This window comes from Pontitalea aquivivens (assembly GCF_046507575.1).
GTDB lineage: Bacteria > Pseudomonadota > Alphaproteobacteria > Rhodobacterales > Rhodobacteraceae > Pontitalea > Pontitalea aquivivens.
In genome coordinates this window covers 77,001-103,969 of sequence record NZ_JBKFEY010000006.1, presented here as the reverse complement: position 1 = coordinate 103,969, position 26,969 = coordinate 77,001, and the positions used below count along the sequence as shown (strand labels likewise).

Here is a 26,969-nt window from a genome sequence, read left to right as displayed (position 1 = left end):
CCCCGGCTAACCTGTGGATTTACCCGCGTAAATCCGCCAGCAATTCGGGCCAGGATTGTGCAAGACACGCCTCATCCAGCGCCAGAACCTGCGGAATCACCCGTTTTGCGCCGGGCAGCAGTGGCACCAGAAGGCCAAGCGCCTTTTGCGCGATCTGGTCGGGGGTATAGGGCAGATCGGCCCCGCCCGGCGCGCTAAGACATTCGCCGATCAGTTCGCGCCCATCGGTCAGGCGCAGCGTGGCGCGGGCCGGGCGGTCGTGGGGCCAGGGCTGTTCGGGTTCATGCGCGCTGATGCCGACCAACCCGCGCAGCCGCATCAAGGCGGGGTCGCGCAGGGTATCGGCATGAAACGCCGCGGCCCCGGCATGGCCAAAGGCCAGCGTGGCGGCGGCGATATGCTGGATCGAAAACTTGGCGGCCAGCGTCGTGGCGGGCTGGGGGTTGTCCAGCTTGCGGCCCTTCCAATGGGTGGCGATGTCGATCGCGGCGACCTGATCGGGCGCTACGGGGCCGGCATCGCGCAGCGCGGCCAGAACCGCCTCAACCGTGGAATGGGCATATTGGCAGCAGGCGTGCATCTTGTGATAGGCGTCCCGCATCGCCCAGGATTGCCCCGGATCGCCGCCAAGCGCCGCGGGCGTCGCGGTGGCGCCCATGATCCGGGAAAACACGTCAAACAGGCTGTCGGGCCCGCCCGTCACGCCAATCGCGGCCCAATCGGCGGCGCGAATGCCGTTTTGCGCGCAAAGCCCCGGCCAGACGTTGCGGATCAGCGCGCCTTCCACCGCATGGCCAAACGGCCCGGGCAGAACCAGCGTCGCCCCGGTGCAGATGGCGGCGGCGCTGGTTTCGGCATCCAGCCCGCGCATCCGCGCGATCGCCGCCGCGGCGCCCACCGTGGCCAGCCCGCCATGCGGATGCATCACAAGGCCGGGGAAGGCAAAGCACCGCGCCACCCGCGCCACGGTTTCATAGCCCACGATCAGCGACAGCAGCAGATGTTGCAGGCTGTGGCGTTCGGCCTCGGCCTCGGCCAGCAGCGCGGGCAGGCAATACAGCCCGGCGTGACAGATCGCCAGCCGATAGCCGCCATCCAGTTCGCACCAGTCGGCGGCCGCGCCATTCGACAGGGCCGCGCTGTAGCGATCCTGCCGGGGCAGGGCGGCATCGAAGACCGTCGCCTCGGGGGTGCCTGCGGCGCGCGCAAGGCCCGCGCGCAGGGCGATCAGTTCGGGTTCATCCCGCGCCGCGATCAGCGCGCCGAAATCATCGGCCAGGATCAGCGCGGCGCGTTGGCGGATATCATCGGGGATGTCCGCCCAGGTCAGGGCGCTGGTCCAGCGGGTCAGCACCTGCAATTCGCGCGTCACGGCGGCGCGGGCTTCGGCTTCGGTCATGGCACTCTCCGGGTGGTCAGCGCGTCAGGTTCGGCAGGAAGGTCACGATCGCCGGGAACATGATCAGCAGCGCCAGCGTGATCACCTCCATCAGGATGAAGGGGGCGACGCCCGCGAACACCTGTTCCAGCCGCAGCGGAACGGGGGACGAACTGCGCACCACATAGACGTTCAGCCCCACAGGTGGCGTGATCAGCGAAATCTCGGCCATCTTGATGACGATGACGCCCAGCCAGATCGGGTCATAGCCCACCGAGGTCATCACCGGAAACATCACCGGCAGCGTCATCACCATGATCGCGATCGGCTCGATGAACATGCCCAGCACCAGGAACAGCAGCGCAAAGCCCAGCAGATAGGTCAGCGGCGACAGTTCCAGCGCGATCATCGCGCCCGACACCGACGACACCAGCCCCGTATAGGTCAGGAAGCGGGCAAACAGCATGCCGCCGATCACCACGGCAAAGATCGTGGCGCTGGTATAGACCGCATCCAGAAAGGTTTCGCGCAGCACGCTGGCCTGGGCGCGGCGTTTCAGGAACACGATCAGAAAGGCGCCAAAGGCCCCGACGGCGCCGGCATAGGTCGGCACGAAAAACCCGCCATAGATGCCGCCGATCACCAGCGTGAACAGCACCACGATGCCCCAGACGTTTTTCAGCGACTTGATCTTGGTCTCGCGCGAAATGATCTCGGTCGGCATCGGCGCGATTTCGGGGCGGCGTTTGACCATGACATAGATGCCGGTCAGGAAGATGAAGGCAGTCAGGACGCCCGGGATCAACCCCGCCACCAGCATCAGGCCCACGGATTGTTCGGTGATGATCGCATAGATCACCATCAGAACGCTGGGCGGGATCATCGCGGCCAGCGTGCCCGATGCGGCGATGCAGCCCGCGCTCAGCTTTTTGTCATAGCCAAGCTTGGTCATTTCCGGCATCGCCATCTTGGTGAAGACAGCGGCGTTCACGATCGTTGACCCCGAGGCCGCGCCAAAGGCGGCCGAGGCGATGGTGGTGGTCATCGCCAGGCCCCCGGGCAGGCGCGACATCCAGTTATAGGCGGCCTGATACAGGTCTGTGGTCAATCGGGCCTGTGTCGCCAGCGCCCCCATCAGGATGAACAGCGGGATCACCGCCAGCGTGAAGGAATTTGTGGTGCTGAACGGCACGGTTGCAAGCTGCGCCATCGCGGCATGCGGGCCGATGGTCAGATACATTCCCAACAGCCCGCCAAGGCCCATGCCGACGCTGATATGGGCGCCGGAAACCAGCAGGATTGTTACCAGGGCGATGGCGAAAAGGGCGGCGGTGGCCGGGTCAAGCACTTGGAAAACCTCGGATAAGTTCAGAACACGGCATCAGCCGATTTCAAAGTGGCGGGGGTTGCCGAAACCGCGGATGTCTTCCCACAGGTCCACGGCAAGTTGCAGCAACATCAGGATCGATCCGAAGGCCAGAAGCGTGCGCGCCGGATACAGCGGGAACCGGGTCAGCCCGAACGAGGCTTCCTTGATCTGCCAGCTGTACATCGCCTCATTCACCGCCTGCCAGGACAGCAGGCCGAAAAAGACGATGCCGCTCAGCGCGGCGATGATGTCCATGGTGGACCGCACCCTGGGGCCTGCGCGCAGGTAGAACAGTTCCACCCGGATATGGCCGCGCCGGATCTGGGCAAAGGTCAATCCGCCGAACACGATCAGCACCATCGTGCTTTCGGTCAGTTCCAGCGCGCCGGGGATGGGCTTGTTGAACAGCGTTCCGACTACATCGCCCACGCCCACGAACATCGCCAGCAACAGGCCGATACTGCCCAGGGCGACGGTCAGGATCGCGGTTTTCTCGATCAGCTTTTTCATTGCATGTCTTTCGGCAAGGTCGGGCGCGTCAAAGGAACCGGCCGGGCGAGGGGATCGCCCGGCCGCAACATGCCAGATCAGTTGGCCGCCATTTCGCGCCATTTCGCGACGACTTCGGCGGCGGCATCACCCTGGCCGCGCGCGGCCATGCCATCGGCCCATTCCTGCAGAAGGTCCGGGGTTTTCGCCTGCCAGTCGGCAACCGTTTCGGGGCTGAGCTCAATGATCGTATGGCCCGCGGCGGCCATGCGTTCGCCGGCGGCGGCCTCGGCGGTGTTGATCAGCTCAACGTATTTCTGCTGGGCGATGTCGGCTTCTTCCAGGATGATCGCCTGGATGTCCCCGGGCAGGCGCTGCCAGGTGCGTTCGCTCATCACGACCAGGTGGCCGGCCATCGACAGCGCCGGGCCGCAGCTGAACTTGCCGACTTCATGCAGGCGGAACGCCTCGATGTTGCCAAGGTTCAGGAACGAATAGTCCAGCGTGCCACGGTCCAGCGCCTCGAACAGGTCGCCCGTGCCGACCGTCACCGGAACCGCGCCTACGGCGGACATCATTTTGGGAATATCGGCGCCAAAGGTGCGGATCTTCTTGTTGGCCAGACCGTCGATCGCCTTGCAGTCATCGGTCTTGCCGGTCATGTAATACGAGCCCAGCGGCTGGTGGAAGAACCGGCGCACGCCCTGGGCCTGCAGTTCTTCGGCAAAGGCCGGCATTTCCTTATAGGAATATTGGGCAATCTCAATCGCTTCGCTGGGCGAATCAAAGACGAAGGGCACCTGCACCGCGCGGGCGAAGGGCAGTTGATCGGCGTAATAGCCCGGCACGATCGCGGCCATGTCGATCGCCCCGCGGCCGGCCAGCGACAGCAGTTCCTCGCCTTTGCCCAGACCGCCGGAATAAACGATGTTGATGGCCACGCGGCCCTCGGAACGGGTCTCGATCGCCTTGGCGAATTCGCGTTCGACATCAAGATAGGGGCTATCGTTCAGATAATGCCCGAAATTCAGCCGGAATTCCTGGGCTTGCGCAGACCCGAAGACCGAAGCGGCGATTGCGATCCCGCCAAGAAGTGCCCTGTTGAAAGCCATGGTCGTGTTCCCCAATTGGTCACAGTGTTGTTCATTGTCGTCGGCACCGGTTCCGGCACCCTGCATTCGCAGGGTCGAACCCTCCGAAAACTGTGAACAGTCTGCACGAGCGGCTTCCCCTGTCAACAGTTTCCATAGTAGTTATTCCGGTAACACAGAGGGAAAAGATACATGATTATGAAAATAGAACAAAGTCCTGAAAATCATCCCCGGACGAATGTTTTTCAGGCAGCGCAGATACTGGATCGCATTGCCGATCGCCGGTCTTGCCGGGTGTTCGATGGATCGCCCATCGATGCCGACATCCTGCGCGAGATCGTCGCCGATGGCACGCAGGCGCCGTCGTCCTGCAATCAGCAGATGTGGCATTTCGTGGTCCTGACCGACCGCGGGGATCTGCGCCGGGCCAATGACATCGCGGGCGGCAACCCGCATTTCTCGGATTGTTCGGCGCTGATCTATCTGTGTTTTCAAAAGGGCTGGGCGCATGACAACCATTCCGTCGTGCAATCTGTGGCGGCAGCGACCTATCACATGATGATCAGCGCGCATCTGCGCGGGCTGTTCACGATCTGGAATGCGGGGATCGGTGATCATCAACCCCTGCGTGAAATGATGGGGATTCCGCCGGTGTTCGAACTGATTGGCGCGCTGGCCATTGGCCGCCCGGTCGCGGGTGCGCCGCTGATGAAGGCGCCGCGCCGTGACCCCGACAGCATCCTGTCCTTCGGGCGATTCGCGCGTCCTGCGCAGACGATCTATCCCGCCCGGCCCGATGACAGCTATCCCTATGCGGCGATCAGCAAGGCGCGCAATCCCTATGCGGAATGGAATCCCGATGCCTGGCGCTGGGATCAGCTGACCGATTTCCGCGGCTATTCGGTCTGGGCCAAGTCGCCCACCGCCGGGGTCTATCAATCCCGCCGTCAGGGCGAGGCCGCGGCGCAGGAACTGCGCCTGCTGCCCGATCTGCCCGCCGATGCGCGTGTGCTGGAAATCGCGCCATGGGGCGGCACAACGACCGCCGCGTTGCGCGCGCATCTGCCCGCATCCGTGCATCTGGACGTGGCCGAACTGGCCGAGCCCAGCATCCGGTTCATCCGCGAACGGCTGAACCAGGAAGGGCAGGGGGCCCTGCCCACCGATTTCGTGCTGATGCACGACGGGCGCCTGCCCCATGCCGATGCCAGTCTGGATGCCGTGGTTTTCCTGCAATCGCTGGAACATCTGCGTGACCGCGCCGCGGTCCTGGCCGAGGTGCGCCGCGTGCTGAAACCCGGCGGCGCGCTGGTGATCAGCGCGCGCAACATGACCTCGCGTTATGGGCGGATGTGGCGGCGGGTGGAATCGCTGGGCCAGGTGCCGTTGCAGGGCCCGTTCACGCCGATCGCGGCGCGGGATCTGCGCGATCTGGTCGCGCAGGCCGGCTTTGCGATTGAGACCGAGGTGGGCATCGGCCTTGACGCGGGCGGCGATGCCGCCGTGGCCACCGGCCCGCTGCGTGCCCGCCGCCGCCTGATCGCGCTGCGCGCCCGGCCCCACGACGGCGCACAAGTTCCGCAGCAGCCCGCGTAGGGACAATCTCCAGCGTGATGAACCCCTGTTGCACAGCCCCGCGGGCGGTGAACACTGCGCGCGAGGGCGGCCGCCGGGCAGGTCCCGGCACCCGCGCGGTGCCGGGACCCCATTTCAGGCAGCGGGGCGGAGCCCCAGCACGGCCGCGTTGCGGCTGCAGCTGTAGATGTGATGCATGGCGTCGACCCGCCCGGGCACCAGAGGAATATCCTCGCGCAGCCACGCCCAGGGATGGGCAGAAAGCCGGCGTTCAAATGCGGGCGAGGCGGTGGCCGACCAGAAGACCGCCAATCCGCCATCGGTCAGGGCATTCGCAACCATCGCCAGGCCGGTGTCCTGGTAAAGCCCGGTGTTTTCGGTTCGGATCAGAAAATCCGGGCCATTGTCGGTATCCAGGAGGATCAGGTCATAGGCAGCCTCGCTTTGCGCCAGATGCGCCTGCACATCTTCGATCCGCAGGTTGGTGCGCGGATCGTCCAGCGGGTGATCCGCCAGATGCGCCAACGGACCACGGTTCCACGCGGCCACCTCGGGGATCAGCTCGCAGACGGTGACGCAGGCATCCACGGCCGCAAGATTGAGCACCGCGCGCAGGGTGAAGCCAAGGCCCAGCCCCCCAATCAGGATCTTGCGGGCACGAAAGTCTATCCGGCGCAGGCTGCGCAAGGCCAGTTGGTCCTCGGACTGGTGATTGAGATTCGACATCAGCTCGATCCCGTTATAGCGAATTTCGAAAATCGGGCCGCGCTGGCGCAAAAGAATGTCATCTCCCGACGCCGTACCGGCGCGGGCAAGGGTGGTCCACGAAGTCATGTCAGGTCCTGCGAAAAGCCAAGCCCCACGCGACGGCGGGGGCATCAGGGGTTCATGTCAGATCAGGGTTGCCATGCGCCTCATGCGATCCGGCAACCCTCAGACATTGTTCGCTCTGGACCCGACCAGCAGGGGAAAGAGGGCCGTAAAATTGGAAAAGGCGGTCATGGTCCAGTTCAGCCCCAAGGGATCGGCTTGTCGCCTGTGCCGCGAGATATTACGGCCCCCTGCGCAAAAGACAACCACCCCCCGCCCGGCCCAATGTCCCTTGCGCAAACCACCTGCCCCGGTCGGCAAAACGGCCAGGTGCCCTTGGCCTGACCGCGCGCGATGATTAGCTTCACAGGCACGGAGGCCGCGATGCAGCATTTTTCACTTCTTGATCTGTCCCCCATTCCCGAGGGACATACGGCAGCCGATGCCCTGGCGGCAACGGTGGATCTTGCCCGCGCGGCCGAGCGGTTCGGTTATCACCGCTACTGGCTGGCCGAACATCACAACATGCCAGGCATCGCCAGCGCGGCCACCGCAGTGTTGATCGGCCATGTGGCAGGCCAGACCCGAACGATGCGGATTGGCGCGGGCGGCATCATGCTGCCCAACCATGCGCCGCTGGTGATTGCCGAACAATTCGGCACCCTGGCCACGCTTTACCCCGGGCGGATCGATCTGGGGCTGGGCCGCGCGCCCGGCACCGACATGGCCACCGCCCGCGCGCTACGCCGCCACATGGCGCCCGAAGACAGTTTCCCCCGCGATGTGCAGGAACTGATCGGCTATCTGGGCAATGACGCCGAAAGCGCGCCCGTGCGCGCCATTCCGGGAAGTGGCACCCATGTCCCCGTCTGGATCCTCGGGTCCAGTCTTTATGGCGCGCAACTGGCGGCCTTTCTGGGTCTGCCCTATGCCTTCGCCTCGCATTTCGCGCCCGCGATGCTGGGCCAGGCACTTGAGGTCTATCGCCGCAGCTTCCGGCCCTCGGAGCGGCTGGACAAGCCCCATGTAATGATGGCAGCGGGGGTCTGCGCGGCTGACAGCGATGAACAGGCAGCCTTCCTGCGAACGTCGCAACTGCTGGCCTTTGCGCGGCTGCGCACGGGGCAGCCCGGCAAGCTGCCACACCCGACCCGCGATCTGGATCGGGACACCCCCGCGCCGGTCATGGCCCAGGTCCGCCAGGCCCTGTCCTGTTCCGCCACCGGCGCGGCCGCGACGGTGCGCGACCAGCTTGGCGCGCTGATCGACACATTCCGCCCCGATGAACTGATGATCACGGGAATGATCCACGACCACACCGCGCGGGTCCGCTCATTCGAGATTGCGGCCGATGTCCTGACAGAACTCTGCAACACAACTCATGTTGCCTGATATTGCCGTCAGCTTCCCCCTCTGCACGCCTGCTTGGTGAAATGCGGTCCGTCAGCCGTAGATGTGCAGCTTCGGGCGCAGGGCTTCGGCAAGCGGTGCACAGGATACCACGTCCGCCGCCGTGCAAAGGCCAAGATGCGGGTTCGGTACCCGCTTTCCCGGACGATCTGTCGGTGCTCCTGATCGGTCAGCCGACAGCCGTAATCGAGTAGTGCGGCGTCCCATCCCAAACAAGATCCCAGGATGCGCCCGGCCGGACGTTCTGGATGGCGTGTGGCTGGAAGCAGACCAGGCAATTCCCACCGGGGGCCGGGGCCCGGACCGAAGGATAGATCAGACCCCGCGACCCGGCCCGGCGCAGATGCCGGGCAAGGTTCTGTCCCTCGGGATATCCGACAGCCGGATCTGAATGCAGCGCGGGATGGCCCGGCGCATCGGTCAGATCGTCAAAGACCCCGATGAAATCCGCCAGCAGTTCCACATAGCGGGCACTGTCATGGAAGCTGCCCGTAAAGCCAAGTTCCCGTGTCCGGTGCCAGGCCACTTCGCTGACGGATACCATCACGTCCCATGCGCAATACCAGGCGCCGCGCTTCTCGGTGTTGAAGCGGTTTCCGCCCGCGCGCGTATAGGTGAAGGCCGCATTGACATGGCTGTCGCCATAGATGCGCAGATCACGGCTGCGGCGCTGCCAGGCAAGCTCGCGCGGGTCCAGATGCGGGTTGCGGCCACGTTCCGCCAGAAGACGGCCGCTGGTCAGGCCCTCGATCTCGGCCAGGATCTCCATCTCGTCATCGGTATCGACAAGGCCGCGCAGGGATGGCGGCTTGTGGTAGGTGGCGGGCAGAAGACGAACGAGACCTCGATCGGAAATCCCGGTCTGCTTCATGCCCCACCGCGCAGGGCATCTAGATAGGTCCGCACCGCAAGGATCTGCGGCAGTCCGCCGTCTATGGCGGTATCGACCGGACGGTTGCCCGCAAACAGCGGACCGGTGTTCGGCCGGGTGAACCAGCCTCGCGCGAGTGGCCCGGAGAAATAGAGTTCGAGCGACTTGTAGATGCCGATCACCGCGCTGAGGCGCAGCAGTTGGTCCTTGGTCAGCTCCCCCGCAAAATCCGGCTTCTTGGCGCGCTTCCATGTGCTCTCGGACATGTCGGCCAGGCCAGCGGCTTCCTTGAGGCTGAGACCCCAGGCATCGGCGACACGGGCATAGGCTTTCAACGCGACGGCGTTGATCTGTGCCGGTTCCCGGATTTTCTTTGTGACGTACATGGCGTCCTCCACTGGCTTCAATTTAGTCCATATGGACCTTTTGTAAAGATCAAATGAACTATTCGGCCTGACCTGCCCCCCGCGGGATCCCTCAACGTAGTGTAGAGTCTGCGCCAATTCTGAAGGAGCAGACGAATGCGAAAAAGCCGTTTCACCGAGGCGCAGATTATCGGGATGCTCAAGGAGCAGGAGGCAGGCATGCCGACAGCTGATGTGTGCCGTAGGCATGGCCTCAGCCCGGCGACCTTTTACAAGTTCAAGGCCAAGTATGGTGGCATGGAGGTCTCTGAGGCGGCCAGGCTGAAGGCGCTCGAAGACGAAAACGCCAAGCTCAAACGTCTGTTGGCCGACACCATGCTCGACAACGTGGTTCTGAAGGATCTGCTGGGAAAGAACTAACGACATTGACCAGGCAGCGAGAGGCGGCGCTCGGGGCGATGCGGGATCATGACATCTCGCAGCGTCGGGCTTGCCAGCCTGTCGGTGTCGACCCCAAGACGGTCCGGCGCACACGCCCGCCGGACTGCCCGGAGATCCGCGAGGAGATGAAGGAGATCGCCGGGAAGCGGCGCCGGTTTGGCTATCGCCGGATCGTCATCCTGCTGGAGCGCAAGGGTAAGGTTCGTGTGAAGGCGGATGGTAGCGGTGTCGATCTTGCCAATGTGAAAATGTCGATGAACCCGTTCGACGAGATTGCGGTGGAAGAGGCCCCGGGCCTTGTCATCGCGGGCAAGCAGGCGATCGACAACGACATGAACGCGGCCGGCCAGATGCTGGCGGCGCTGCTCGGCTGGGGTCAGGCGATCTTCGCCTCGGAGGTCGAGATTGTCGGCGACAGCGCGAAAGTGACGCGTGAGGTCGATGGTGGTCTGCAGACGATCTCGGTCAAGCTGCCGGCGATCGTGACCGCGGACCTGAGGCTGAATGAGCCGCGCTATGCCTCGCTTCCCAACATCATGAAGGCGAAGAAAAAGCCGCTCGATGAGAAGACCGCCGCCGATTACGGCGTCGACGTGACCCCGCGCCTGAGCGTCGTGAAGACGGCAGAGCCGGCGGGCCGTTCGGCCGGGATCAAGGTGGGCTCGGTCGACGAGCTGGTGGCGAAACTGAAAGACGCGGGGGTTCTGTGATGTCGGTTCTTCTGATCGCGAGGTGAACAGCCTCGACGCGACCTCGAAGGCGCTGAGCACGGCGAAGAAGATGGGCCCGGTGACGGTGCGGGCGTGGATGCGGCGCTGGATGGTGTGGCCAAGGTGCTGACGGCCGATGACGCGGCCTATGCGCATGGGCTGGCCGAGCCGCTGGCGGATCTGCCACCTCGAAGACCAACCGGCTGTCCGCCGAATGGCTGCGCATGATGGTGCGAGGATGAACCCAGTCCTGCGCCGTCTCATTGAGCCGCTCCAAATAACCGTCCTGCCGCGCCAAGCGCACCTTGCGCCGCGTGCTGCCCGCAGATGCGTGACCGCCGGGCTGTGCAGCGGGCCTGAAACAGGCGCCCGATCAACCGACCGGGCGCCCGGAGTTGCGCGCCGAGGTCAGCGCCCGGCGTAGGCCTTCGCCACGATCGCCTCGACCTTGCCACCCGAGATCATCGGCGTCACATCCAGATCGGCGGGCACGGTTTCGGTCGAGGCCAGGATCTCCACCACCGTTTCCCAAGACGACAGACGCAGTTCGCCCGGGCGCTGGCCTTCGGGCGGGGTCACGAGCTTGAGCGCCTCATCGAAAAGCGCGCGCGAGACATCGCCGTTCTCGCAGGCCGCAGGCACCGCCGCACAGACCATCCCGAAGGCTTCATCTGGGTTGGCGATCATGTCATATTGCCCCGCCACCCAGCCGAAGGTGAGCGCCTCGGCCACTTTCATGCCCGCGTCGGTGGCCAGAACCTCCTCGGTGGTGACCATGCAGGCGCCGGGTACATTGGCATAGCGCGCGGGCGTGATGTCGGTCCATTCGATGCCCGAGGCGGCCAGCACCGCCACATCCGGGAAGCTGGAGCTATAGGCCTGAACCGTGTCGCGCTGCAGCGCCAGCAGCGATTGCGGGCCGGCAGGCCCGATTGGCAGCAGCGTGATCGAGCGGTTCACCTCGAGCCCGGCCGAGGCAATCGCCGCTGAGACCAGCTGGCTTTCGCCGCCGCCCGGCTCGGTATATCCTAGTGCCTTGCCCCGCAGCCCCTCGACCGAGGTAATCCCGGTGTCGGCCCGCGCGACGATGCGATAGACGTTGTTGACCTGATTGCAGAAAATCACCCGCACGTCATTGCGCCGGTTGAAGGCCACCACTGCATCCGCCGCACCCATCAGAGCGAAATCGCGATTTCCGGCGACGACCTGCTGTGCCAGATAGCCCGAGCCATCGGCCACCGAGGTCGTAATCTCCAGCCCCTGATCGGCGAAATAGCCGCGCTCGCGTGCCACGATCAGCGAGGCGAAGGGAATGCCCTCGGGCAATGGCAGCAGCACATCGACTTTGGTCAGATCCGCGGCCAGAGCGGCGCTGCCCGCCCCCAGCTGCGCGGCGAATGCAGCGGCCAGAACGACCCCGGTCTTGCTGATCTTGCGTTTCATGGTTCTCTCTCCCTTGGTTGGTCTTTGGTGTCCGTCCGATGCCCGCCCACGCCTCCCGCGTGGGCGGATCTGTCAATCGCGTGACCAGGTGATCAGCATCTTCTCCAGCAGCTCGATCAGCCCGTAGAGAACGAGGCCAATGACGGCGAGGAAGATCACCACCGCAAAGCCCTTGGCGACTTCGAGCTGGAAGTTCATCTCCTTGATGAGCACGCCAAGCCCTTCGGAGGCGCCAACGAATTCGCCCACGATCGCCCCCAGCAGCGCCAGCGTCAGCGCGGTCTTCACCCCGGCGAAGGCCACGGCCGAGGCCCCTGGCAGGGTCAGCCGGAAGAAGGTTTGTGCGCGGCCTGCCCCCAGTGTGCGGAACAGCATCTTGGCGTTGTCGCCGACGCTGGCCATGCCCGCCACGGTGTTGATGACCACCGGGAAGAAGCAGATTACCGCCGCCATCACCACCTTTGAGGTCATGCCAAAGCCGAACCACGTCAGGAAGATCGGCGCCAGCGCCACGCGGGGCGTATTCTGGAAGGCAATAACAAAGGGATAAATCGCGGCGCGGAACACCCGGAACGTGCCGGTCAGCGCCCCGATCACCAGTCCCAGCGTCACGCCGATGGCAAAGCCGAAGATGGTTTCCTGCAGGGTGATCCAGGTGGCGTGCCAGAAATAGCCACGCGTCACCAGCTCACCAAAGGCCGCGCCGATGGCGGCGGGTGAGGGCACCATGATCGGGTTCAGCAGTTTGGCGCTACTGGCCAGCTGCCAGCCCGCGACGAAGACCAGACCGACCAGCGTCGGCAAGCCAATGCGATAGATCAGCGATCTGTTCATGCCTGTTCTCCTGCCGGGCCCATCGAAAGTGCTGCGCGTACCTCGTTGACAAGGTGCTGATAGCGGTCCGACCCGACCATCTCGGGCCGCCGGGGGCGAGCCAGATCGACCCTGATGTCACCCACCACGCGCCCCGGATTGGCCCCGAGCGCGATGATCCGGTCCGACATCAGCACCGCCTCACCGATGCTGTGGGTCACCAGAAGCGTGGTCTTCCCCAGTGCGTCGGCCATCTGCGCCACCTCGATGTTGAGATATTCGCGCTTGAACTCATCCAGGGCCGAGAACGGCTCGTCCATCAGCATCACCCCGGGATCAAGGGCCAGCGCGCGGGCCAGCGCGACGCGCTGCTGCATGCCCCCCGACAGCTCCCATGGGTTCAGTGCGCCCACCTCGGACAGGCCCACCAGCTCCAGCAGGGCATCGACCCGCGCAGCGGTCCTGTTGTCCTTGCGGCGCGCGATCACGAAAGGCAGTTCGACATTGCGGCGCACGTCGAGCCAGGGCATCAGCACCGATTGCTGCAGCATGAAGCCGATGTCCTGCCGCCCCTCGCGCGGGTGCTGCCCGCCGACGCTGACCTCGCCGCTGTCATGGCGCACCAGCCCCGCGATGATCTTGAGTAGCGTGGATTTCCCGCAGCCCGATGGCCCGACGAAAGAGACGAATTCGCCCGCTCCGATCTCTAGGTTGATCCCGTCCAGAACCGGCAACGGACCCTTGGCCGTCTGATAGGTCTTGTTGACCCCACGCAGCGAGATTGTCTCACCCCGTGCCCCCGTCGCGTTAAGCGATGTCATTTCCTCTCCTCCAGGCATGGTCGTCACTTCAGGAAGTCGCCGACCAGGATATTGAATCTGTGTGTCTTCTCGATTTGCGTCCAATGTCCGCAGCCGCCGAACATGTGCAATTCGGACTGCGGCAGCAGATCGAACAGCCGCTGCGAGACCTCGGGTGGGATCACCCTGTCCTCGCGCCCGTGCAGTACCAGCGTGGGTGTATTGAGCCGGGCAATCGCCGCCTCATCCGAGGCCAGCGCCCGCAGGGCCTGCTGGCGCGGCGCGGGGAACATGGCGGAAAAGGCCTCCATCACGCCGGGACGCAGGCAGGCACGGTGCCGCAGCTCTGCCAGATCATCGCTCAGAAGGCTGTGGTCATGGGCAAACAGGCGCAGCGCAGCGCACATGTTCTCCAGGCTCGCCTGATGCCCCCAGATCCGGTCCAGCGCCTCGGTGATCAGGAAATCGACCCCCACCGCCCCCATCAGCACCAGCTTGTTCAGTCGCTCGGGAAAACGGATCGCATAGGCCAGCGCGATGGCACCGCCAAAGGAATTGCCGATCAGATGCACCGGCGTGTCAGTCTGGCTGTCGATGAAGGCGGCCAGCTGATCGACCCAAAGATCGCGCGAGAACACCAGATCGGCGGGCGCCGCGCTGTAGCCAAACCCTGCCATGTCGGGGGCCAGGCAGCGGAACCCCTGCGCCGCCACCGGACCCAGGTTCAACCGCCAGTTCGCCCAGGCCGAGACCCCGGGCCCCGAGCCATGCACGAAGACGACAGCCGCCCCGCTGCCGATGTCGTGGTAATTCGTCGACAGGCCGCCAAGGGTGATCTGCCGACCGATTTCGGGATTGTCAGCCATCGCTCTGCCCTGTGGACACGAAGCGACCGACCGGCTGGTGTCGGTGTGTGAATGCAGGCATGTTGTCCTCCCCAACGCGTGCCAAATCAGTATGCGACCGCCTAGGGGGCGGTCGCGCGCCCGTTCGGCGCGGCCTGTCAGCCGCTGCCTGCCTCGTGTGCGCGTTTCTCGGCGATGCTTTCTCCGCCGATCGCCCAATGTTCGGGGGGCAGTTCGCGCAGCGCCACCCGGATCGCGGCGCGCGGGGCGCCCAGCGAGATTTCCACCGCATCGGTCACGCCCGCGATCAGTGCGCGTTTCTGCGCAGGGGTGCGGCCTTCGATCAGGGTGATTTCAACCAATGGCATCCTCTGCCCTCCTCAGATCACGCGAAATCCGACACGGCCCAGGCCCTGAACCTCGGCCATCACCGCCATGCCCGGCGCCAACGGCACCGCCGCCGTGGCGGCGCCCGCAAGCACGATATCACCCGCCTTGAGCGTGAGCCCCGCCCGCGCGGTCATGCGGGCCGCCGCCACCAGCGCCCGATAAGGATGGCCGAGAATTGCCGCCGAAGATCCGATCTCGCGCGGCTGCCCGTCCACCGACAGCACGATGCCCAGATTAGCGATATCGGTTTCGGGATGCGCCCAAGGACCGATGAAGAAGGCCGCCGACGAGGAATTGTCGGCCACCACATCGCCCAGCGAGAACCGGAAATTCTCATAGCGCGAGTCGATGATCTCGATTGCGGGGGCCAGGGCCTCGACTGCGGCGGCGGCCTCGGCCAGCGACATCTCGCCCGACAGAGGGCGCTTCAGGATGAAGGCGATCTCGGGTTCTGCGCGCGGGTGGATGAACTCGGCGCGGGTCAGCGCGCCGCCCTCCTCGCGGCGCATGGCATCGGTCAGGCGTCCCCAGGTCACCTCGTTCACGCCGACTTGCTCCATCTTGGCGCGGCTGGTCAGCCCCATCTTCACGCCGATCACCCGCTCACCGCGTGCTGCGCGCCGCGCGATCCCCATCGCCTGGATCGCATAGCCGGTTTCGGCATCGAAAGCCGCAGCCTCGGGTTGTTGATGGGTGGCCGTGGCCGTGGTGATCGCCCGGTCAAGACGCTCTGCGATTGCGGAAATTTGGCTCATGCTGCTCCCTTTCGTGCGGCCACCAGATCCAGCGCCACATCCACGATCATGTCTTCCTGCCCGCCGATCATCTTGCGCCGTCCCAGCTCGACCAGAATGTCGGAGGTCGGAATGCCATAGGTTTGCGCCGCGGTTTCGGCATGGCGCAGGAAGGACGAATAGACCCCGGCATAGCCCAGCATCAGGCTTTCGCGGTCGACCCGCACGGGGCGGTCCATCAGCGGGCGCACCAAATCATCCGCCGCTGCCGACAGCCTGGCGAAATCGCAGCCCGTCGGCAGGCTTAGCCGGTCGAAGACCGCGATCAGCGCCTCGATCGGCGCATTGCCCGCCCCCGCGCCTAGCCCGGCCAGCGAGCCATCGACCCGCACCGCCCCGGCGCGCACCCCGGCCACCGCATTGGCCACGCCATGGTGCAGGTTTTCATGGGTGTGGATGCCGACCTCGGTTTCCGGTTTCAGTGCCCGGCGCAGCGCTGTGACGCGCACGGTAATGTCATCGGGCAGCATCGCGCCCGAACTGTCCACCACATAGACGCATTCCGCCCCATAGCTTTCCATCAGCAGCGCCTGTTCGGCCAGCGCGTCGGGCGGGGTCATATGCGCCATCATCAGAAAGCAGGCGGTGTCATAGCCCAGATCGCGCGCCACTCGAATATGCTGGCGCGACACATCAGCCTCGGTGCAATGGGTGGCGATGCGCACAGACCGCGCCCCCACCGCATGGGCGGCCTTCAGATCATCGGCCAGCCCGATGCCCGGCACCAGCAGCACGGTAACGCGCGCCGTCTTCACCGCATCTGCGGCGGCGGCGATCCAGTCCAGATCGGAATGGCTGCCGAAACCATAGTTGAACGACGACCCCGACAGCCCGTCGCCATGGGTTACTTCCAGCGCGTCGACCCCGGCCTGATCCAGCGCCGCGGCGATGCGCGCCACGTCCTCAAGGCGCATCTTGTGGCGCAGGGCATGCATGCCGTCGCGCAGGCTGACATCCTGGATATAGAGGCGGGATTTATCTGTGATCGCCATGTCAGACGGCCTCCTTGCAATGCGCCCGCGCCCAGCTTTCCGCCGTAGCCTTGGCCGCCGAGGTCATGATGTCGAGATTGCCGGCATAGGCCGGAAAGTAATCAGCCGCGCCCTCGACCTCAATGAAGACCGAGGTCTTGAGCCCCCAGACCGCGCCGATGCCCGGCAGGTTCAGCGGCGCGTCGGCGGGGATTTGTTCGAATTGCACCGCCTGTTTCAGCCGGTAGCCTGGCACATAGGCCTGCACCGCTTGCACCATCTCGGCGATGCTGTCGCGGATCGCCTGTTCGCTGCCGCCCTGGCTGAGGGTGAAGATCGAATCCCGCATCAGCATCGGCGGTTCCGCCGGGTTCAGGATGATGATCGCCTTACCCCGTTCGGCGCCGCCCACCTGCTCGATGGCGCGTGCGGTGGTCTGGGTGAATTCGTCGATATTGGCGCGCGTGCCTGGCCCGGCCGAACGTGACGAAACCGAGGCGACGATTTCGGCATAGATCAGCCGGTCGGTGGCGCGCGCCACCGCATGCACCATCGGGATCGTCGCCTGGCCGCCACAGGTGACCATGTTGAGCGCGGGCGCATCGCGATGCGTCTGCAGGTTCACCGGCGGTACCACGAAGGGGCCGATGGCGGCGGGGGTCAGGTCAATCACTTGCTTGCCATCGGCGATCAGCACCGGATGATGCGCCAGATGAGCGCCCGCCGAGGTGGCATCCATCACGATGGAAATATCGCGATAGCCCGGCAGGGCACGCAGCCCCTCAAGCCCCTCATGCGTGGTGGCGACGCCCAGATCGGCCGCGCGTTTCAGCCCGTCGCTGGTCGGGTCGATCCCTACCATCGCCGCCATTTCCAGCGCGTCTGATCCCTTCAGGATCTTGACCATCAGATCGGTGCCTATATTTCCAGAGCCGATGATCGCAACCTTGTGTTTCATGCCTCTGTCCCCCTGGAAAATCTGGTCGTAACTGCGCCCAGCCCCTCGATGCGGACGCAAAAGTCATCCCCCGGGGCGGCGGCCACCATTGGCCCCAGCGCGCCCGAAAGGATCACGTCGCCGGCCCGCATCGGGCGGCCGACCTCGGCCATCTTGCGCACCAGCCACAGGGCGGCGGTCATCGGATGGCCCATGCAGGCGGTCCCTGCGCCAAAGCTGACCGGCTGGCCCGCGCGCTCCATCACCATCCCGCACAGCCGCATGTCGAAATCTGCGAGCCTGACGGGCCGTGCGCCCAGCACATAAAGCCCCGACGAGGCATTGTCGGCCACGGTGTCGAGGATGCCGATCTTCCAGTCGCGGATGCGGCTGTCGACGATCTCGATGGCGGGCAGCGCATAGGCTACGGCGCGCATCAGCTCGCTGGGGGTGGTATCGGCGCCGGGCAGATCGCGCTCTAGCACCAGCGCGATCTCGGCCTCGACCTTGGGCTGGATCAGCCGCGCGCAGGGGATTTCCTCGGCGTCGCCATATTCCATATCGGCGAAAAGAACGCCGTAATCGGGCTGTTTCACGCCCATCTGTGCCTGCACCGCCGCCGAGGTGAGCCCGATCTTGCGCCCCACAAGGCGCCGCCCCGCGGCCAGCCCCGCCTTAGTAATCCGGTCCTGCACGGCATAGGCCTGTTCCAGCCCCGCGCCCACCCCAAGCTGTGGCGCGATCGGCATGATCGGTGTACCGTCCCGGCTGGCCGTCAGCAGCGCTTGGGCAATCTGGTTGATGGTCTCGGTCACCGGCTGTCCTCCTTCACAGTTTGACGCAGACATTGGCGCGCTCGGTGTAGAACTCGAGCGAATGCTCGCCGCCCTCGCGCCCGATGCCCGATTGCTTGGCCCCGCCGAAGGCGGTGCGCAAATCGCGCAGGAACCAGGAATTCACCCAGGCCAGCCCGACCTCGATCTGGGGCGCCACGCGATGCGCGCGGCTGATGTTTTCGGTCCAGATCGCGCAGGCCAGCCCATAATCGCTGTCATTGGCCAGCCCGATCACCTCATCCTCGCTGTCGAAGGGGGTGATGTGGCAGCAGGGGCCAAAGATTTCCTCGCGCATGATCGCGCTGTCCTGCCCCAGCCCGGTCCAGATCGTCGGCTCGACGAAGAACCCCTGATCGCGCGCATCGCCGAAATCGGGCACGCCGCCGCCGGTCACAACCTTGGCGCCAAGTGCCTGCGCCTTCTGGTAATAGGACAGTACCTTGTCGCGATGTTCGGCACTGATCAGCGGCCCCATCGATACCCCGGGGTGATCCGATCCGCCCAGAACCAGCCCCTCGGCCGCGGTCTTGAGCCGGTTCACGAAGGTGTCGAACACCGGGCGTTCGACATAGACCCGCTCGGTGCCCAGACAGACCTGACCGCAATTGGCAAAGACCGATTGCATCGTGCCCGCGACCGCCTTGTCGAGATCGGCATCGGCGAACACGATCGCCGCATTTTTGCCGCCCATCTCGAAGGACACGTCGCGCAGGCCCACTGCGGCCTGTTTCATGATCGCCTCGCCGGTTTTCGTCTCGCCGGTGAAGGTGATGCCGTCGACGCCGGGATGCTGAGTAAGGTATTCGCCCGCCGATCCGGGCCCGAAACCGTGCACGACGTTGTACACGCCCTTCGGGATCCCGACCGTATTCATCACCTCGCCCAGCAGCGTGGCCGAATGCGGCGTGATTTCCGAGGGTTTCACGACCACCGTATTGCCGCAGGCCAGCGCCGGACCGACCTTCCAGGTCATCAGCAGCAGCGGCAGGTTCCAGGGCGAGATCACCGCGATCACCCCCTTGGGCCGATGCACGCCATAGTTCAGCGCGCGGCCACCATCGGGCGTGTCGGTTTCATAGAACTCGGACCCGAGGTTCTTGATCATATCGGCGAAGGTGGCAAAATTGGCCGCCCCGCGCGGGATGTCGACCATCCGGGCCAGGCTGCGCGGCTTGCCGGTATCGGCAACTTCAGCTTCCAGAAAATCATCGAAACGCGCGTTGATCGCCTGCGACAGAGTGATAAGCAGATCGGCGCGCTCGCGCAGCTTGAGCTGACCCCAGGGTCCCCGCAGGGCCACCCGCGCGGCCTGCACGGCGCGGTCCACATCGGCGCGCCCCGCCTCGTGCACATGGGCGATCACCTGCCCGGTGACCGGCGAGATTTTTTCAAAGGTCCGCCCCGAGCTGGCCGCCACATGGGCGCCGTCGATGAACAGCCGATGTTCCAAAGTCTGGTTGTGTTGTTGCGACACGCAATTCCCTCCTTCCAAGCCTGAGCCCGGTCTGAGGGCAAAGATGTTTAACAAAAAACGTTGTGTCAACATTAAAAACGTTTTTTAAATAGAATAAACGTTTTTAATAATAAGAAGCCGTTGATATGCGAGGGGTTGCGCGCTAGATTGGGATGAAGCAGAGAAGGAAAAGGCATGAGCCAGGCAGACCCGGCGAGCACCTCAAACCCCAAGCGCACCGCCATCGAGACGGTTCAGGAAGAGATCAAGCGGCGGATCTTCAACTTTGCCCTGAAGCCCGACGAACGCCTGCATGTGGACAATCTGCGCCGCCAGTTCGACGTGTCCACCGCCACGGTACGCGAGGCGCTGTCACGGCTGATGACCGATCAGCTTGTGGTCTCGGAAAGCCAGCGGGGGTTTTATGTGCGCGGCCTCAGCTTGGCGGATTTTCAGGCGATCAGTTCGGCGCGCGCGATCATCGAGGTGGCAGCGCTGCGGGAATCGCTGCAGCATCGCGACGACAATTGGGAGGGCGAACTGTTCGCCGCCTTCCACAAGCTCAAGCTGGTCGAAGACCGGATGCTGGGCAAGAACGATCTGACCGTCGCTTCGGAATGGCATCGCCGGAACTTGACCTTCCACGATTCTCTGGTCGCCAATTGCCACAACGAATGGCTGATCCGCTATCGTAGCCAGCTCCACGAACACAGCCGCCGCTATCTGAGGCTGGCGCTTGGCAACAACCGGGCGCACCGCGATGTGCGCGAAGAGCATCGGAACATCTTCGACAGTGCGATCCGTGGCGATGTGGATGCCTGCGCCGCCTATCTGGAGCAGCACATCTCTAAATCGGTGGCCGATGTGTCACGCAATCTTGTGCAGGTGGCGCAGGGTGGTGATTTTCTGGCATCCGCCTATACCACCGCCGCCGACACGGCGCCCGAAGCCGCGGACTGACCCGCGGCTTGGCTCCGGCCAAGCCGAGAGCGCGAGAAACCAGTCGACTTGAGCCGGTTGTGTCGCAAAGCCCGAAGCCGGTCGGGGGGACTGGTCGGGTACGCCTTTGGTGGTGATCGCTTGCCTTAAGAAGCGCCGGGTAGCCGCCATACCTCGTCGATCGGAGAGCATGAAATCAAGGGTTTGATCATCGCGTTCCACGGCCCGGTAGAGGTAGGTCCAACGGCTTTTCGCCTTGATGTACGTTTCGCCCATCCGCCAGGAGTTCGCAGTCGGCCGTTTCCAGGCTTGCGTCTGTGCCGCGATTAGCGGTGCGAATTTCAGCACCCAGCAGTTCAGCCTGGCGTGGTCGACGCTGAAGCCACGTTCAGCCAGAATCTCCTGCAGATCGCGGACAAGACTGAGCTAATCCCCATCTCTTGGACAAGATCTGGGGTAAATTAAACTACTCGTTGCACCTGCTTGTCGGGTTGGTTGATATTATTTCTCTGTCAATAGACCGGCGCCGTCGGCTTGCCGCCAAAGGCTGAATGAGGGCTCTGGTGGCTGTAGATATCCGCGCGCCAGACATGGGTATCGGGCGATCCACCCGCAGACCTCTCAGTATCTGACGTCAGCACCCACCGGACAGATTCAGGGGTTTGATCAACGGAGGATTTCTGGTTCGTCGCAGCCATTATGGAGCGAAGATGAACAAGAAATCCGGAACATCGAAGGATGCCGCTGACAAGCTGGTCCGGGGTATCAAGCGCAAGACGCGCAAACACTACTCGGCCGAGGAGAAGATCAGGATCGTCCTGGCGGGTCTGCGCGGTGAGCAGAACATCGCTGCGCTTTGTCACCACGAGACAGGCGACGGCGCCAGAAGTCAAGGAGCTGCGCTCGGAATCCGCAGCCCTGAAGGAGGTGGTTGCCGAGCTGACGCTTGAGAACCGGTTGCTCAAAAAAAGCATGATCGGTGATGGGGAGGACGACGCATGAGATAGGCGTCCCAGTCCACCTTCACCTTGCGCCAGGCGCGGCTGGCCACGTCCTTGCTGACGGCTCCCCCGAACAGGCCGAACTGCGCCCGCTTCACGCGCCGGGTGTTGGTGACGGCGAGATAGACCGCGGCGATCAGGGCCTCGGCCTTCTTTGTCAGCCGCTGATAACGGGGCAGCGCCTTCGAGCGCCATTCCGTTACCTTGCCTGCGTCGTCCTCGATCCGGGCGCGCGGCACCCGCACCGTTTCCGTCCCGAAGGTGCCGGTGAGTTGCCGTTCGCGGTGCCCGTGGCGATATCCTTTTGCGGGGCCCTCGCCTCGGTCGTAGCGAAGGCGGCCGAGAAAGCCGGCCAACCCCTCTTCGAAAACGGCTTCGATCGTCGCGCGGACGTTGGCACGTAGCCGTTCCTCGATCGGGTCGAACCCGGCCTCCCCGGCCAGTAGCGCAAAGCTCGCAGTGTCGGTAATCTGGTTCCTGGCGTGATCTCCCTGGCGGTTGCAGCCGCCGGTTGGGTGGGTGGATGTTCACCCGGAGCTTACGCAGCCTTAAAATTTCCACCAACTTCGCGACACGACCTTGCCGGATCACGGCATTGAGGCCTTCGAGAGCTTCGCTCATTCTGCTTTCCGAGTGGCGACAGCCCTGCTCAGGCGTGCTCACGGAAGATGGCGTTTAGCCGATCTCATCAACGATCAGCAGCGAAGACCGGGTATAGAAGCGGATCTTCTCGGGCAATCGCCCCTCGCGTTTGCGGTTGGATATACCGTCGAGGTTGCCGTAAACTACTATGGAGACATTCCGGCATTGCGGCCGATCCACGAAGCCACCATCGCCGAGGCGCTGATGGACGCTGTCGAAGATGCGTTGCGGCTCACCGTGCTGACCCCGGAGGCCGAGGCCAATGTCTTGGCAGCTCCGTCTTCGGCACAGCCCGCTTTTCCAGAGGGCATGGCGACCGATGTTCCCGCATTGCTGGCAGGCGAACAGGATGTGTGGCTGGCAAGCTGTTCCGGCTTCTACAAAAGCCCGTTCGCCTCCTCGGGCGAGGCCTGCCCGGTGCCGTTCTGGGGCAGCCTCGAATGCCGCAACGGCGTCATCACCACCCGCAAGCTTCCCGCGCTGATGGCGTTTCTGGATTTCGTGGTGGACCAGCGTAAGGTGCTGACCGAGGCCGACTGGCGGGCCAAGTTCGGGCGGGTCCACCACAGGCTCTCTGCGCAGATATTGCCGCAATTCTCTGAGCCCGATCTCGCCGCCGCAGCCGCCGCCGCATCGACGCCCGACCCCGCGACCAGAACCGTCACCGGACCCAGCGCCTTCGCCGCCGACAGCGCCTTGGCCGTCGCGTCCAGCGCCAGATCGCCGCCATTCACCTCTGCAATCAGAAGAACCGACATCAGATCACCCCCGCGTCTTTCAGTTTGCCCACCAGCTCATCGACCGAGGCCACCCTGATCCCCGCCGACCGGCCCGCCGGTTCCGCCGTTTTCACGACGGTCAGCCGCGGCGAAACGTCCACGCCGTAATCGGCCGCGGTCTTTTCTTCGAGCGGTTTCTTCTTTGCCTTCATGATGTTGGGCAGGCTGGCATAGCGCGGCTCATTCAGCCGCAGGTCCGCCGTCACGATCGCCGGCAGCTTGACCGAAATGGTCTGCAACCCGCCGTCAACCTCACGCGTGACGCGGGCCACATCGCCCCCATCGCAAGCGCCGTGCGCAGCGTTTCCGCCGCCTGCTTCACGCCCACCGAAACCACCACGATTTCAGATGCCGCGCCCTTCTCCTTCAGACGGATCGCCTCTTCCACCGCAATCTCGTCGAACGGGTTCATCGACATTTTCACATTGGCAAGATCAACCCCGCTACCGTCCGCCTTCACACGAACCTTAACGTTGTAGTCAATCACGCGCTTGACCGGTACGAGGATCTTCATCGGATTTCCCTTTCTCATACACGTTCAAGCAGGATCGCGGCGCCTTGGCCAACGCCCACACACATGGTGGCCAAGCCATAGCGACCGCCGGTCTGCTGCAGTTCCAGAGCAGTGGTGCCGGTAATCCGCGCGCCGGACATGCCCAACGGATGGCCAAGTGCGATCGCGCCGCCGTTGCGGTTGACGCGCGGATCGTCATCCGCGATGCCCAGACCCCGCATGACGGCAAGAGCTTGGGCGGCGAAGGCTTCGTTCAGTTCGATCACGTCAAGCTGATCGACACCGATCCCGGCCTGCGCGCAGAGCTTTTGCACCGCCGGCACCGGGCCATAGCCCATGATCCGCGGTGCAATTCCGGCACTTGCCGCGCCAAGGATGCGCGCGATCGGGGTCAGGCCATGGCGCCGTGCGGCGTCGGCCGAGGCCACGATCAAGGCCGCAGTGCCATCGTTGACACCCGAGGCATTGCCAGCCGTCACGGACCCGTCGGGGCGGGTGATCGAGCGCAGTTTCTGAAGGTCTGCCAATGCCGTACCGGGACGGGGATGTTCGTCCTGTGCCACCTCAAGGATCTTGCCGCGACCCAGTTGTACCGTCACCGGCACGATTTCCCGCGCGAACCGCCCCGAGGCCATCGCCACCCCGGCGCGCTGCTGTGACCGCAGCGCAAAGGCATCCTGATCCGCGCGCGAGATGGCGTAATCATCGGCCACGTTTTCCGCCGTTTCGGGCATCGATTCGATACCGTATTGCGCCTTCATCGTCGGGTTCACGAACCGCCAGCCGATGGTCGTGTCGTAGATCGCGGTCTGCCGATCAAAGGCCGAACCTGCCTTCGGCATAACGAAGGGCGCGCGCGACATGCTTTCGACGCCGCCAGCGATGGCCAGTTCAATCTCACCGGCCTTGATCGCGCGGCCCGCGGCAGCCACTGCCTCCAGCCCCGAGGCGCACAGTCGGTTTACTGTCACGCCCGGTACCGTCTCGGGTAGGCCAGCCAGAAGGCCCGCCATGCGCGCGACGTTGCGGTTGTCTTCGCCGGCCTGATTGGCGCATCCCATCCAGATCTCTTCGATCGCGGCGGGATCAAGCGCGGGGTTGCGCGCGATCAGCGCGCGCAGCGGCAGCGCGGCCAGATCATCGGCGCGCACCGAAGAAAGCGCGCCGCCATAACGCCCGATCGGCGTGCGGACATAGTCACAGATATAGGCATCGGTCATATCGGTTTCCGATCAGTTTAGGCTGTCAAAACCGCGCCCGTTCCGGACAAGGCGGCGCAGCAGGTCAGGAACCTTCCAGGACAGCGGATCAAGACGGGCGAAGCTCTCGATCCGGGTCAGAAGTTCGGCGGGGCCGATCGTATCGGCATAGTGCATCAAACCCCCGCGCCAGCGCGGAAAGCCATAGCCATGCAGCATGACCAGATCGATATCGGCGGGCCGGGCGGCCATACCCTCGGCCAGAATGTGGCAGGCCTCTTCGATCATCGCGGTCAGAGCGCGGGTCTGGATCTCTTCGCTGGTCCAGTTGCGGGGGGCAATGCCCTGGGCCTGTGCCGTGTCGCGCACCAGATCCGCCACCACCGGCGAGGCGCTGGCGGGCTGGCCCTGGGCGTAATCATACCAGCCCGCAGATGTCTTGCGGCCAAGGCGCTGTGCCTCTTCCACCATCCGGTCCGCAATCGGGATATAGCGAAAGCCGGGCCGGGTCTTCAGCCCAAGACGCTTGCGGTTGGCATATGCGATGTCCAGACCCGACAGGTCCTGCACCTCATAGGGGCCCATGGCAAAACCGAATTGGCGCATTGCGGCGTCGATATCCCAGGGCATCGTGCCCTCGATCATCACGATGTCGGTGGTCTGGCGATAGCGTGTCAGGATCCGGTTCCCGATGAAACCATCGCAGATCCCGGCCAGAACGGGAAACTTGCCAAGACGCTGTGCCAGCTTCAGCGCCGTGGCTAGCGCCGCATCCGAGGTATGGGCGGCGCGGATCACCTCCAGCAGTTTCATCACATGGGCCGGGCTGAAGAAATGCAGGCCCAGAACGCGGCTGCGGTCACTGACGGGTTCTGCGATGCGATTGATGTCCAGATACGAGGTATTCGTTGCCAGAACCGCCTGCGGCGGCAAGGCCGCCTGCAGCGCGGCAAAGATCTGTTGCTTGACCGCCAGATCCTCAAAGGCCGCCTCGATCGCGATCTGCGCCGGGGGCAGGGCGTCATAGCCCACGACAAAGCGGTGACGCGCCTTCCGTGTGGCCTGTACGGCATCGGCGCTTGTGCGGCCGCGTTTCGCGGCATCGGCATAGAGGCGCGCTATGTTGTCCTCGGCCCGGCGTGCGGCGTCGTCACTGGTTTCGACCGTGGTGACACTCACCCCGGCCGAGGCCAGCGCATAGGCTATACCCGCGCCCATATTGCCGCCGCCCACAACGACGGCTTGATCCACCTGCACGGGTGTTGCGGCCAGATCGCGCGCCTGGGCCACAGCACGACGTTCGGCAAAGAAGACGTGGCGCAGCGCGCGCGCCTGTGGCCCGTCGCGCAGCGCAAGAAAGGCGGCGCGTTCCCGCGCCAGGCCCTCGGCCAGTGGCAGATCGGTCGACAGGGCCACAATGTCGATCGCGCGCTGCGGTGCGACCTGGCCGGGCATCTTGCGCGCGGCCTGTTTGTGCGCAGCCTCAATCCCGGCGGAATCTGCGGCGGGTGCCATGCGTGCTGACGTCGGCTGTGCTGCGGCCAGTTTGGACGCGGGCAGGGCAAGTGCCGCGGGCAGGGTGTCTTCGGTCAAATGGTCGACAAGGCCCAGGCGATGCGCCTCGGCGCCGGAAATCAACCGGCCCTGCGAAATCAGATCCAGCGCGGAGGCAAGGCCGATCAGGCGCGGCAGCCGCTGGGTTCCGCCCGCACCGGGAATAACGCCCAGTGTCACTTCGGGCAGGCCAAGCCGGGCCGTGGGGGCGGCGATCCGCACCCGACAGGCCAGCGCAATTTCCAGCCCACCGCCAAGCGCCGTGCCATTCAATGCCGCGATGCAGGGCACGGAAAAGTTTTCGATCCGGTCCAGCACATCGGGCAGATGCGGCGGAGCCGGCAGCGCCCCGAATTCCTTTGCATCAGCCCCGGCTGCGAAATTCTTGCCCGTTCCGGTCAGAATTACGCGGTCGACGGCCTCGGAAAGCGCGGCATCCAATCCTGCCATCAGCCCCTGCCGCACTGCCGCGCCGATGACGTTGACCGGCGGATTGTCCAGCCGGAGCACTAGGGCAGTGCCGATGCGTTCAATGGTTACGGCCATGACG

Annotated in this window: 26 protein-coding genes and 5 pseudogenes; 7 read left to right on the top strand and 24 right to left on the bottom strand. The window is 64.5% G+C overall.

Features of this window, described 5'->3' with window-relative positions; translation table 11 throughout:
* Window positions 1-19: 19 nt before the first annotated feature.
* The 5 genes from ACK8OU_RS09885 to ACK8OU_RS09865 all read right to left on the bottom strand — a co-directional run bounded on the left by ACK8OU_RS09885 (window position 20) and on the right by ACK8OU_RS09865 (window position 4,717).
* Window positions 20-1,399: an MmgE/PrpD family protein gene (locus ACK8OU_RS09885; protein ID WP_410303215.1), complete on the bottom strand. Its 1,380-nt coding sequence runs from the start codon at window positions 1,397-1,399 to the stop codon at window positions 20-22.
* 16 nt (window positions 1,400-1,415) lie between these two features.
* A complete protein-coding gene (locus tag ACK8OU_RS09880; protein WP_410303214.1) occupies window positions 1,416-2,726 on the bottom strand; it encodes a TRAP transporter large permease in 1,311 nt (436 codons plus the stop codon).
* Window positions 2,727-2,759: 33 nt separating this feature from the next.
* Window positions 2,760-3,257, bottom strand: coding sequence for a TRAP transporter small permease subunit (locus ACK8OU_RS09875; RefSeq protein WP_410303213.1), 498 nt, complete (start codon window positions 3,255-3,257; stop codon window positions 2,760-2,762).
* Between the two features lie 77 nt (window positions 3,258-3,334).
* Window positions 3,335-4,348 (bottom strand): TRAP transporter substrate-binding protein, encoded by a 1,014-nt coding sequence (locus tag ACK8OU_RS09870; protein WP_410303212.1) that lies wholly within the window; start codon window positions 4,346-4,348, stop codon window positions 3,335-3,337.
* A 141-nt stretch (window positions 4,349-4,489) separates the two neighbouring features.
* A complete protein-coding gene (locus tag ACK8OU_RS09865; RefSeq protein ID WP_410303278.1) occupies window positions 4,490-4,717 on the bottom strand; it encodes a hypothetical protein in 228 nt (75 codons plus the stop codon).
* On the opposite strand from ACK8OU_RS09865, the gene ACK8OU_RS09860 reads away from it, so the two are divergent.
* On the top strand, window positions 4,622-5,923 hold the full coding sequence (locus ACK8OU_RS09860) for a nitroreductase family protein (protein ID WP_410303211.1): 1,302 nt from the start codon (window positions 4,622-4,624) through the stop codon (window positions 5,921-5,923). The genes ACK8OU_RS09865 and ACK8OU_RS09860 overlap by 96 nt on opposite strands.
* A gap of 114 nt (window positions 5,924-6,037) precedes the next feature.
* On the opposite strand, the gene ACK8OU_RS09855 is transcribed toward ACK8OU_RS09860, so the two are convergent.
* Entirely contained in the window at window positions 6,038-6,736 is a 699-nt protein-coding gene (locus ACK8OU_RS09855; protein WP_410303210.1) for a spermidine synthase, read from the bottom strand.
* A 360-nt stretch (window positions 6,737-7,096) separates the two neighbouring features.
* Here ACK8OU_RS09855 and ACK8OU_RS09850 point away from each other — a divergent pair, with 360 nt between their 5' ends.
* Window positions 7,097-8,104, top strand: a complete 1,008-nt coding sequence (locus ACK8OU_RS09850; protein ID WP_410303209.1) for an LLM class flavin-dependent oxidoreductase — start codon at window positions 7,097-7,099, stop codon at window positions 8,102-8,104.
* A 187-nt stretch (window positions 8,105-8,291) separates the two neighbouring features.
* Here the strand turns inward: ACK8OU_RS09850 and ACK8OU_RS09845 are convergent, their stop codons facing one another.
* Window positions 8,292-8,993: an RES family NAD+ phosphorylase gene (locus ACK8OU_RS09845; protein WP_410303208.1), complete on the bottom strand. Its 702-nt coding sequence runs from the start codon at window positions 8,991-8,993 to the stop codon at window positions 8,292-8,294.
* Window positions 8,990-9,391: an MbcA/ParS/Xre antitoxin family protein gene (locus tag ACK8OU_RS09840; RefSeq protein ID WP_410303207.1), complete on the bottom strand. Its 402-nt coding sequence runs from the start codon at window positions 9,389-9,391 to the stop codon at window positions 8,990-8,992. Before ACK8OU_RS09840 ends, ACK8OU_RS09845 begins: the two co-directional genes overlap by 4 nt.
* Before the next feature lie 123 nt (window positions 9,392-9,514).
* Between ACK8OU_RS09840 and ACK8OU_RS09835 the strand changes: the two are divergent.
* The 3 genes and pseudogenes from ACK8OU_RS09835 to ACK8OU_RS09825 all read left to right on the top strand — a co-directional run.
* Window positions 9,515-10,002 (top strand): annotated as a pseudogene (locus ACK8OU_RS09835) (transposase); the annotation flags it as partial.
* 3 nt (window positions 10,003-10,005) lie between these two features.
* Complete coding sequence (locus tag ACK8OU_RS09830; protein WP_458524351.1) at window positions 10,006-10,509, top strand: electron transfer flavoprotein subunit beta/FixA family protein; 504 nt, start codon at window positions 10,006-10,008, stop codon at window positions 10,507-10,509.
* Between the two features lie 93 nt (window positions 10,510-10,602).
* Entirely contained in the window at window positions 10,603-10,737 is a 135-nt protein-coding gene (locus ACK8OU_RS09825; protein ID WP_410303206.1) for a hypothetical protein, read from the top strand.
* A 180-nt stretch (window positions 10,738-10,917) separates the two neighbouring features.
* On the opposite strand, the gene ACK8OU_RS09820 is transcribed toward ACK8OU_RS09825, so the two are convergent.
* From ACK8OU_RS09820 to ACK8OU_RS09775, 10 genes are all read right to left on the bottom strand, one after another.
* On the bottom strand, window positions 10,918-11,952 hold the full coding sequence (locus tag ACK8OU_RS09820) for an ABC transporter substrate-binding protein (protein ID WP_410303205.1): 1,035 nt from the start codon (window positions 11,950-11,952) through the stop codon (window positions 10,918-10,920).
* 72 nt (window positions 11,953-12,024) lie between these two features.
* Complete coding sequence (locus ACK8OU_RS09815) at window positions 12,025-12,786, bottom strand: ABC transporter permease (protein ID WP_410303204.1); 762 nt, start codon at window positions 12,784-12,786, stop codon at window positions 12,025-12,027.
* Window positions 12,783-13,586 (bottom strand): ABC transporter ATP-binding protein, encoded by an 804-nt coding sequence (locus ACK8OU_RS09810; RefSeq protein WP_410303203.1) that lies wholly within the window; start codon window positions 13,584-13,586, stop codon window positions 12,783-12,785. The genes ACK8OU_RS09815 and ACK8OU_RS09810 overlap by 4 nt, the downstream gene beginning before the upstream one ends.
* Window positions 13,587-13,609: 23 nt before the next feature.
* Window positions 13,610-14,431, bottom strand: a complete 822-nt coding sequence (locus ACK8OU_RS09805) for an alpha/beta fold hydrolase (RefSeq protein WP_410303202.1) — start codon at window positions 14,429-14,431, stop codon at window positions 13,610-13,612.
* Window positions 14,432-14,568: 137 nt separating this feature from the next.
* Complete coding sequence (locus ACK8OU_RS09800) at window positions 14,569-14,778, bottom strand: 2-hydroxymuconate tautomerase (RefSeq protein ID WP_410303201.1); 210 nt, start codon at window positions 14,776-14,778, stop codon at window positions 14,569-14,571.
* Window positions 14,779-14,790: 12 nt separating this feature from the next.
* On the bottom strand, window positions 14,791-15,555 hold the full coding sequence (locus ACK8OU_RS09795) for a 2-keto-4-pentenoate hydratase (RefSeq protein ID WP_410303200.1): 765 nt from the start codon (window positions 15,553-15,555) through the stop codon (window positions 14,791-14,793).
* Complete coding sequence (gene dmpG, locus ACK8OU_RS09790) at window positions 15,552-16,586, bottom strand: 4-hydroxy-2-oxovalerate aldolase (RefSeq protein ID WP_410303199.1); 1,035 nt, start codon at window positions 16,584-16,586, stop codon at window positions 15,552-15,554. Before dmpG ends, ACK8OU_RS09795 begins: the two co-directional genes overlap by 4 nt.
* A 1-nt stretch (window position 16,587) precedes the next feature.
* Complete coding sequence (locus ACK8OU_RS09785; protein WP_410303198.1) at window positions 16,588-17,523, bottom strand: acetaldehyde dehydrogenase (acetylating); 936 nt, start codon at window positions 17,521-17,523, stop codon at window positions 16,588-16,590.
* The gene (locus tag ACK8OU_RS09780; RefSeq protein WP_410303197.1) at window positions 17,520-18,317 is read right to left on the bottom strand and encodes a 2-keto-4-pentenoate hydratase; all 798 of its coding nucleotides are present in this window, start codon (window positions 18,315-18,317) and stop codon (window positions 17,520-17,522) included. The genes ACK8OU_RS09785 and ACK8OU_RS09780 overlap by 4 nt, the downstream gene beginning before the upstream one ends.
* 13 nt (window positions 18,318-18,330) lie before the next feature.
* Complete coding sequence (locus tag ACK8OU_RS09775; RefSeq protein WP_410303196.1) at window positions 18,331-19,812, bottom strand: 2-hydroxymuconic semialdehyde dehydrogenase; 1,482 nt, start codon at window positions 19,810-19,812, stop codon at window positions 18,331-18,333.
* A gap of 174 nt (window positions 19,813-19,986) precedes the next feature.
* Between ACK8OU_RS09775 and ACK8OU_RS09770 the strand changes: the two genes are divergently transcribed.
* Window positions 19,987-20,751 carry a GntR family transcriptional regulator gene (locus tag ACK8OU_RS09770; RefSeq protein ID WP_410303195.1) on the top strand — a complete coding sequence of 255 codons (765 nt, stop codon included), beginning with the start codon at window positions 19,987-19,989 and terminating at the stop codon, window positions 20,749-20,751.
* Window positions 20,752-20,820: 69 nt separating this feature from the next.
* Here the strand turns inward: ACK8OU_RS09770 and ACK8OU_RS09765 are convergent.
* A pseudogene (locus ACK8OU_RS09765) lies at window positions 20,821-21,144 on the bottom strand (DDE-type integrase/transposase/recombinase); the annotation flags it as partial.
* Window positions 21,145-21,440: 296 nt separating this feature from the next.
* Here ACK8OU_RS09765 and ACK8OU_RS09760 point away from each other — a divergent pair.
* Window positions 21,441-21,734, top strand: a pseudogene (locus ACK8OU_RS09760) (IS3 family transposase); the annotation flags it as partial.
* Here ACK8OU_RS09760 and ACK8OU_RS09755 read toward each other — a convergent pair.
* The 5 genes and pseudogenes from ACK8OU_RS09755 to ACK8OU_RS09735 form a co-directional block, all read right to left on the bottom strand.
* A pseudogene (locus ACK8OU_RS09755) lies at window positions 21,725-22,201 on the bottom strand (transposase); the annotation flags it as partial. The pseudogenes ACK8OU_RS09760 and ACK8OU_RS09755 sit on opposite strands and share 10 nt — an antisense overlap.
* Before the next feature lie 549 nt (window positions 22,202-22,750).
* Window positions 22,751-23,131, bottom strand: a complete 381-nt coding sequence (locus ACK8OU_RS09750; RefSeq protein WP_410303194.1) for a hypothetical protein — start codon at window positions 23,129-23,131, stop codon at window positions 22,751-22,753.
* Window positions 23,131-23,666, bottom strand: a pseudogene (locus ACK8OU_RS09745) (electron transfer flavoprotein subunit beta/FixA family protein). The gene ACK8OU_RS09750 and the pseudogene ACK8OU_RS09745 overlap by 1 nt, the downstream one beginning before the upstream one ends.
* 14 nt (window positions 23,667-23,680) lie before the next feature.
* Window positions 23,681-24,886 carry a 3-oxoadipyl-CoA thiolase gene (gene pcaF, locus ACK8OU_RS09740; protein WP_410303193.1) on the bottom strand — a complete coding sequence of 402 codons (1,206 nt, stop codon included), beginning with the start codon at window positions 24,884-24,886 and terminating at the stop codon, window positions 23,681-23,683.
* A gap of 12 nt (window positions 24,887-24,898) precedes the next feature.
* Window positions 24,899-26,965, bottom strand: a complete 2,067-nt coding sequence (locus tag ACK8OU_RS09735; RefSeq protein WP_410303192.1) for a 3-hydroxyacyl-CoA dehydrogenase NAD-binding domain-containing protein — start codon at window positions 26,963-26,965, stop codon at window positions 24,899-24,901.
* Between the last annotated feature and the right edge of the window lie 4 nt (window positions 26,966-26,969).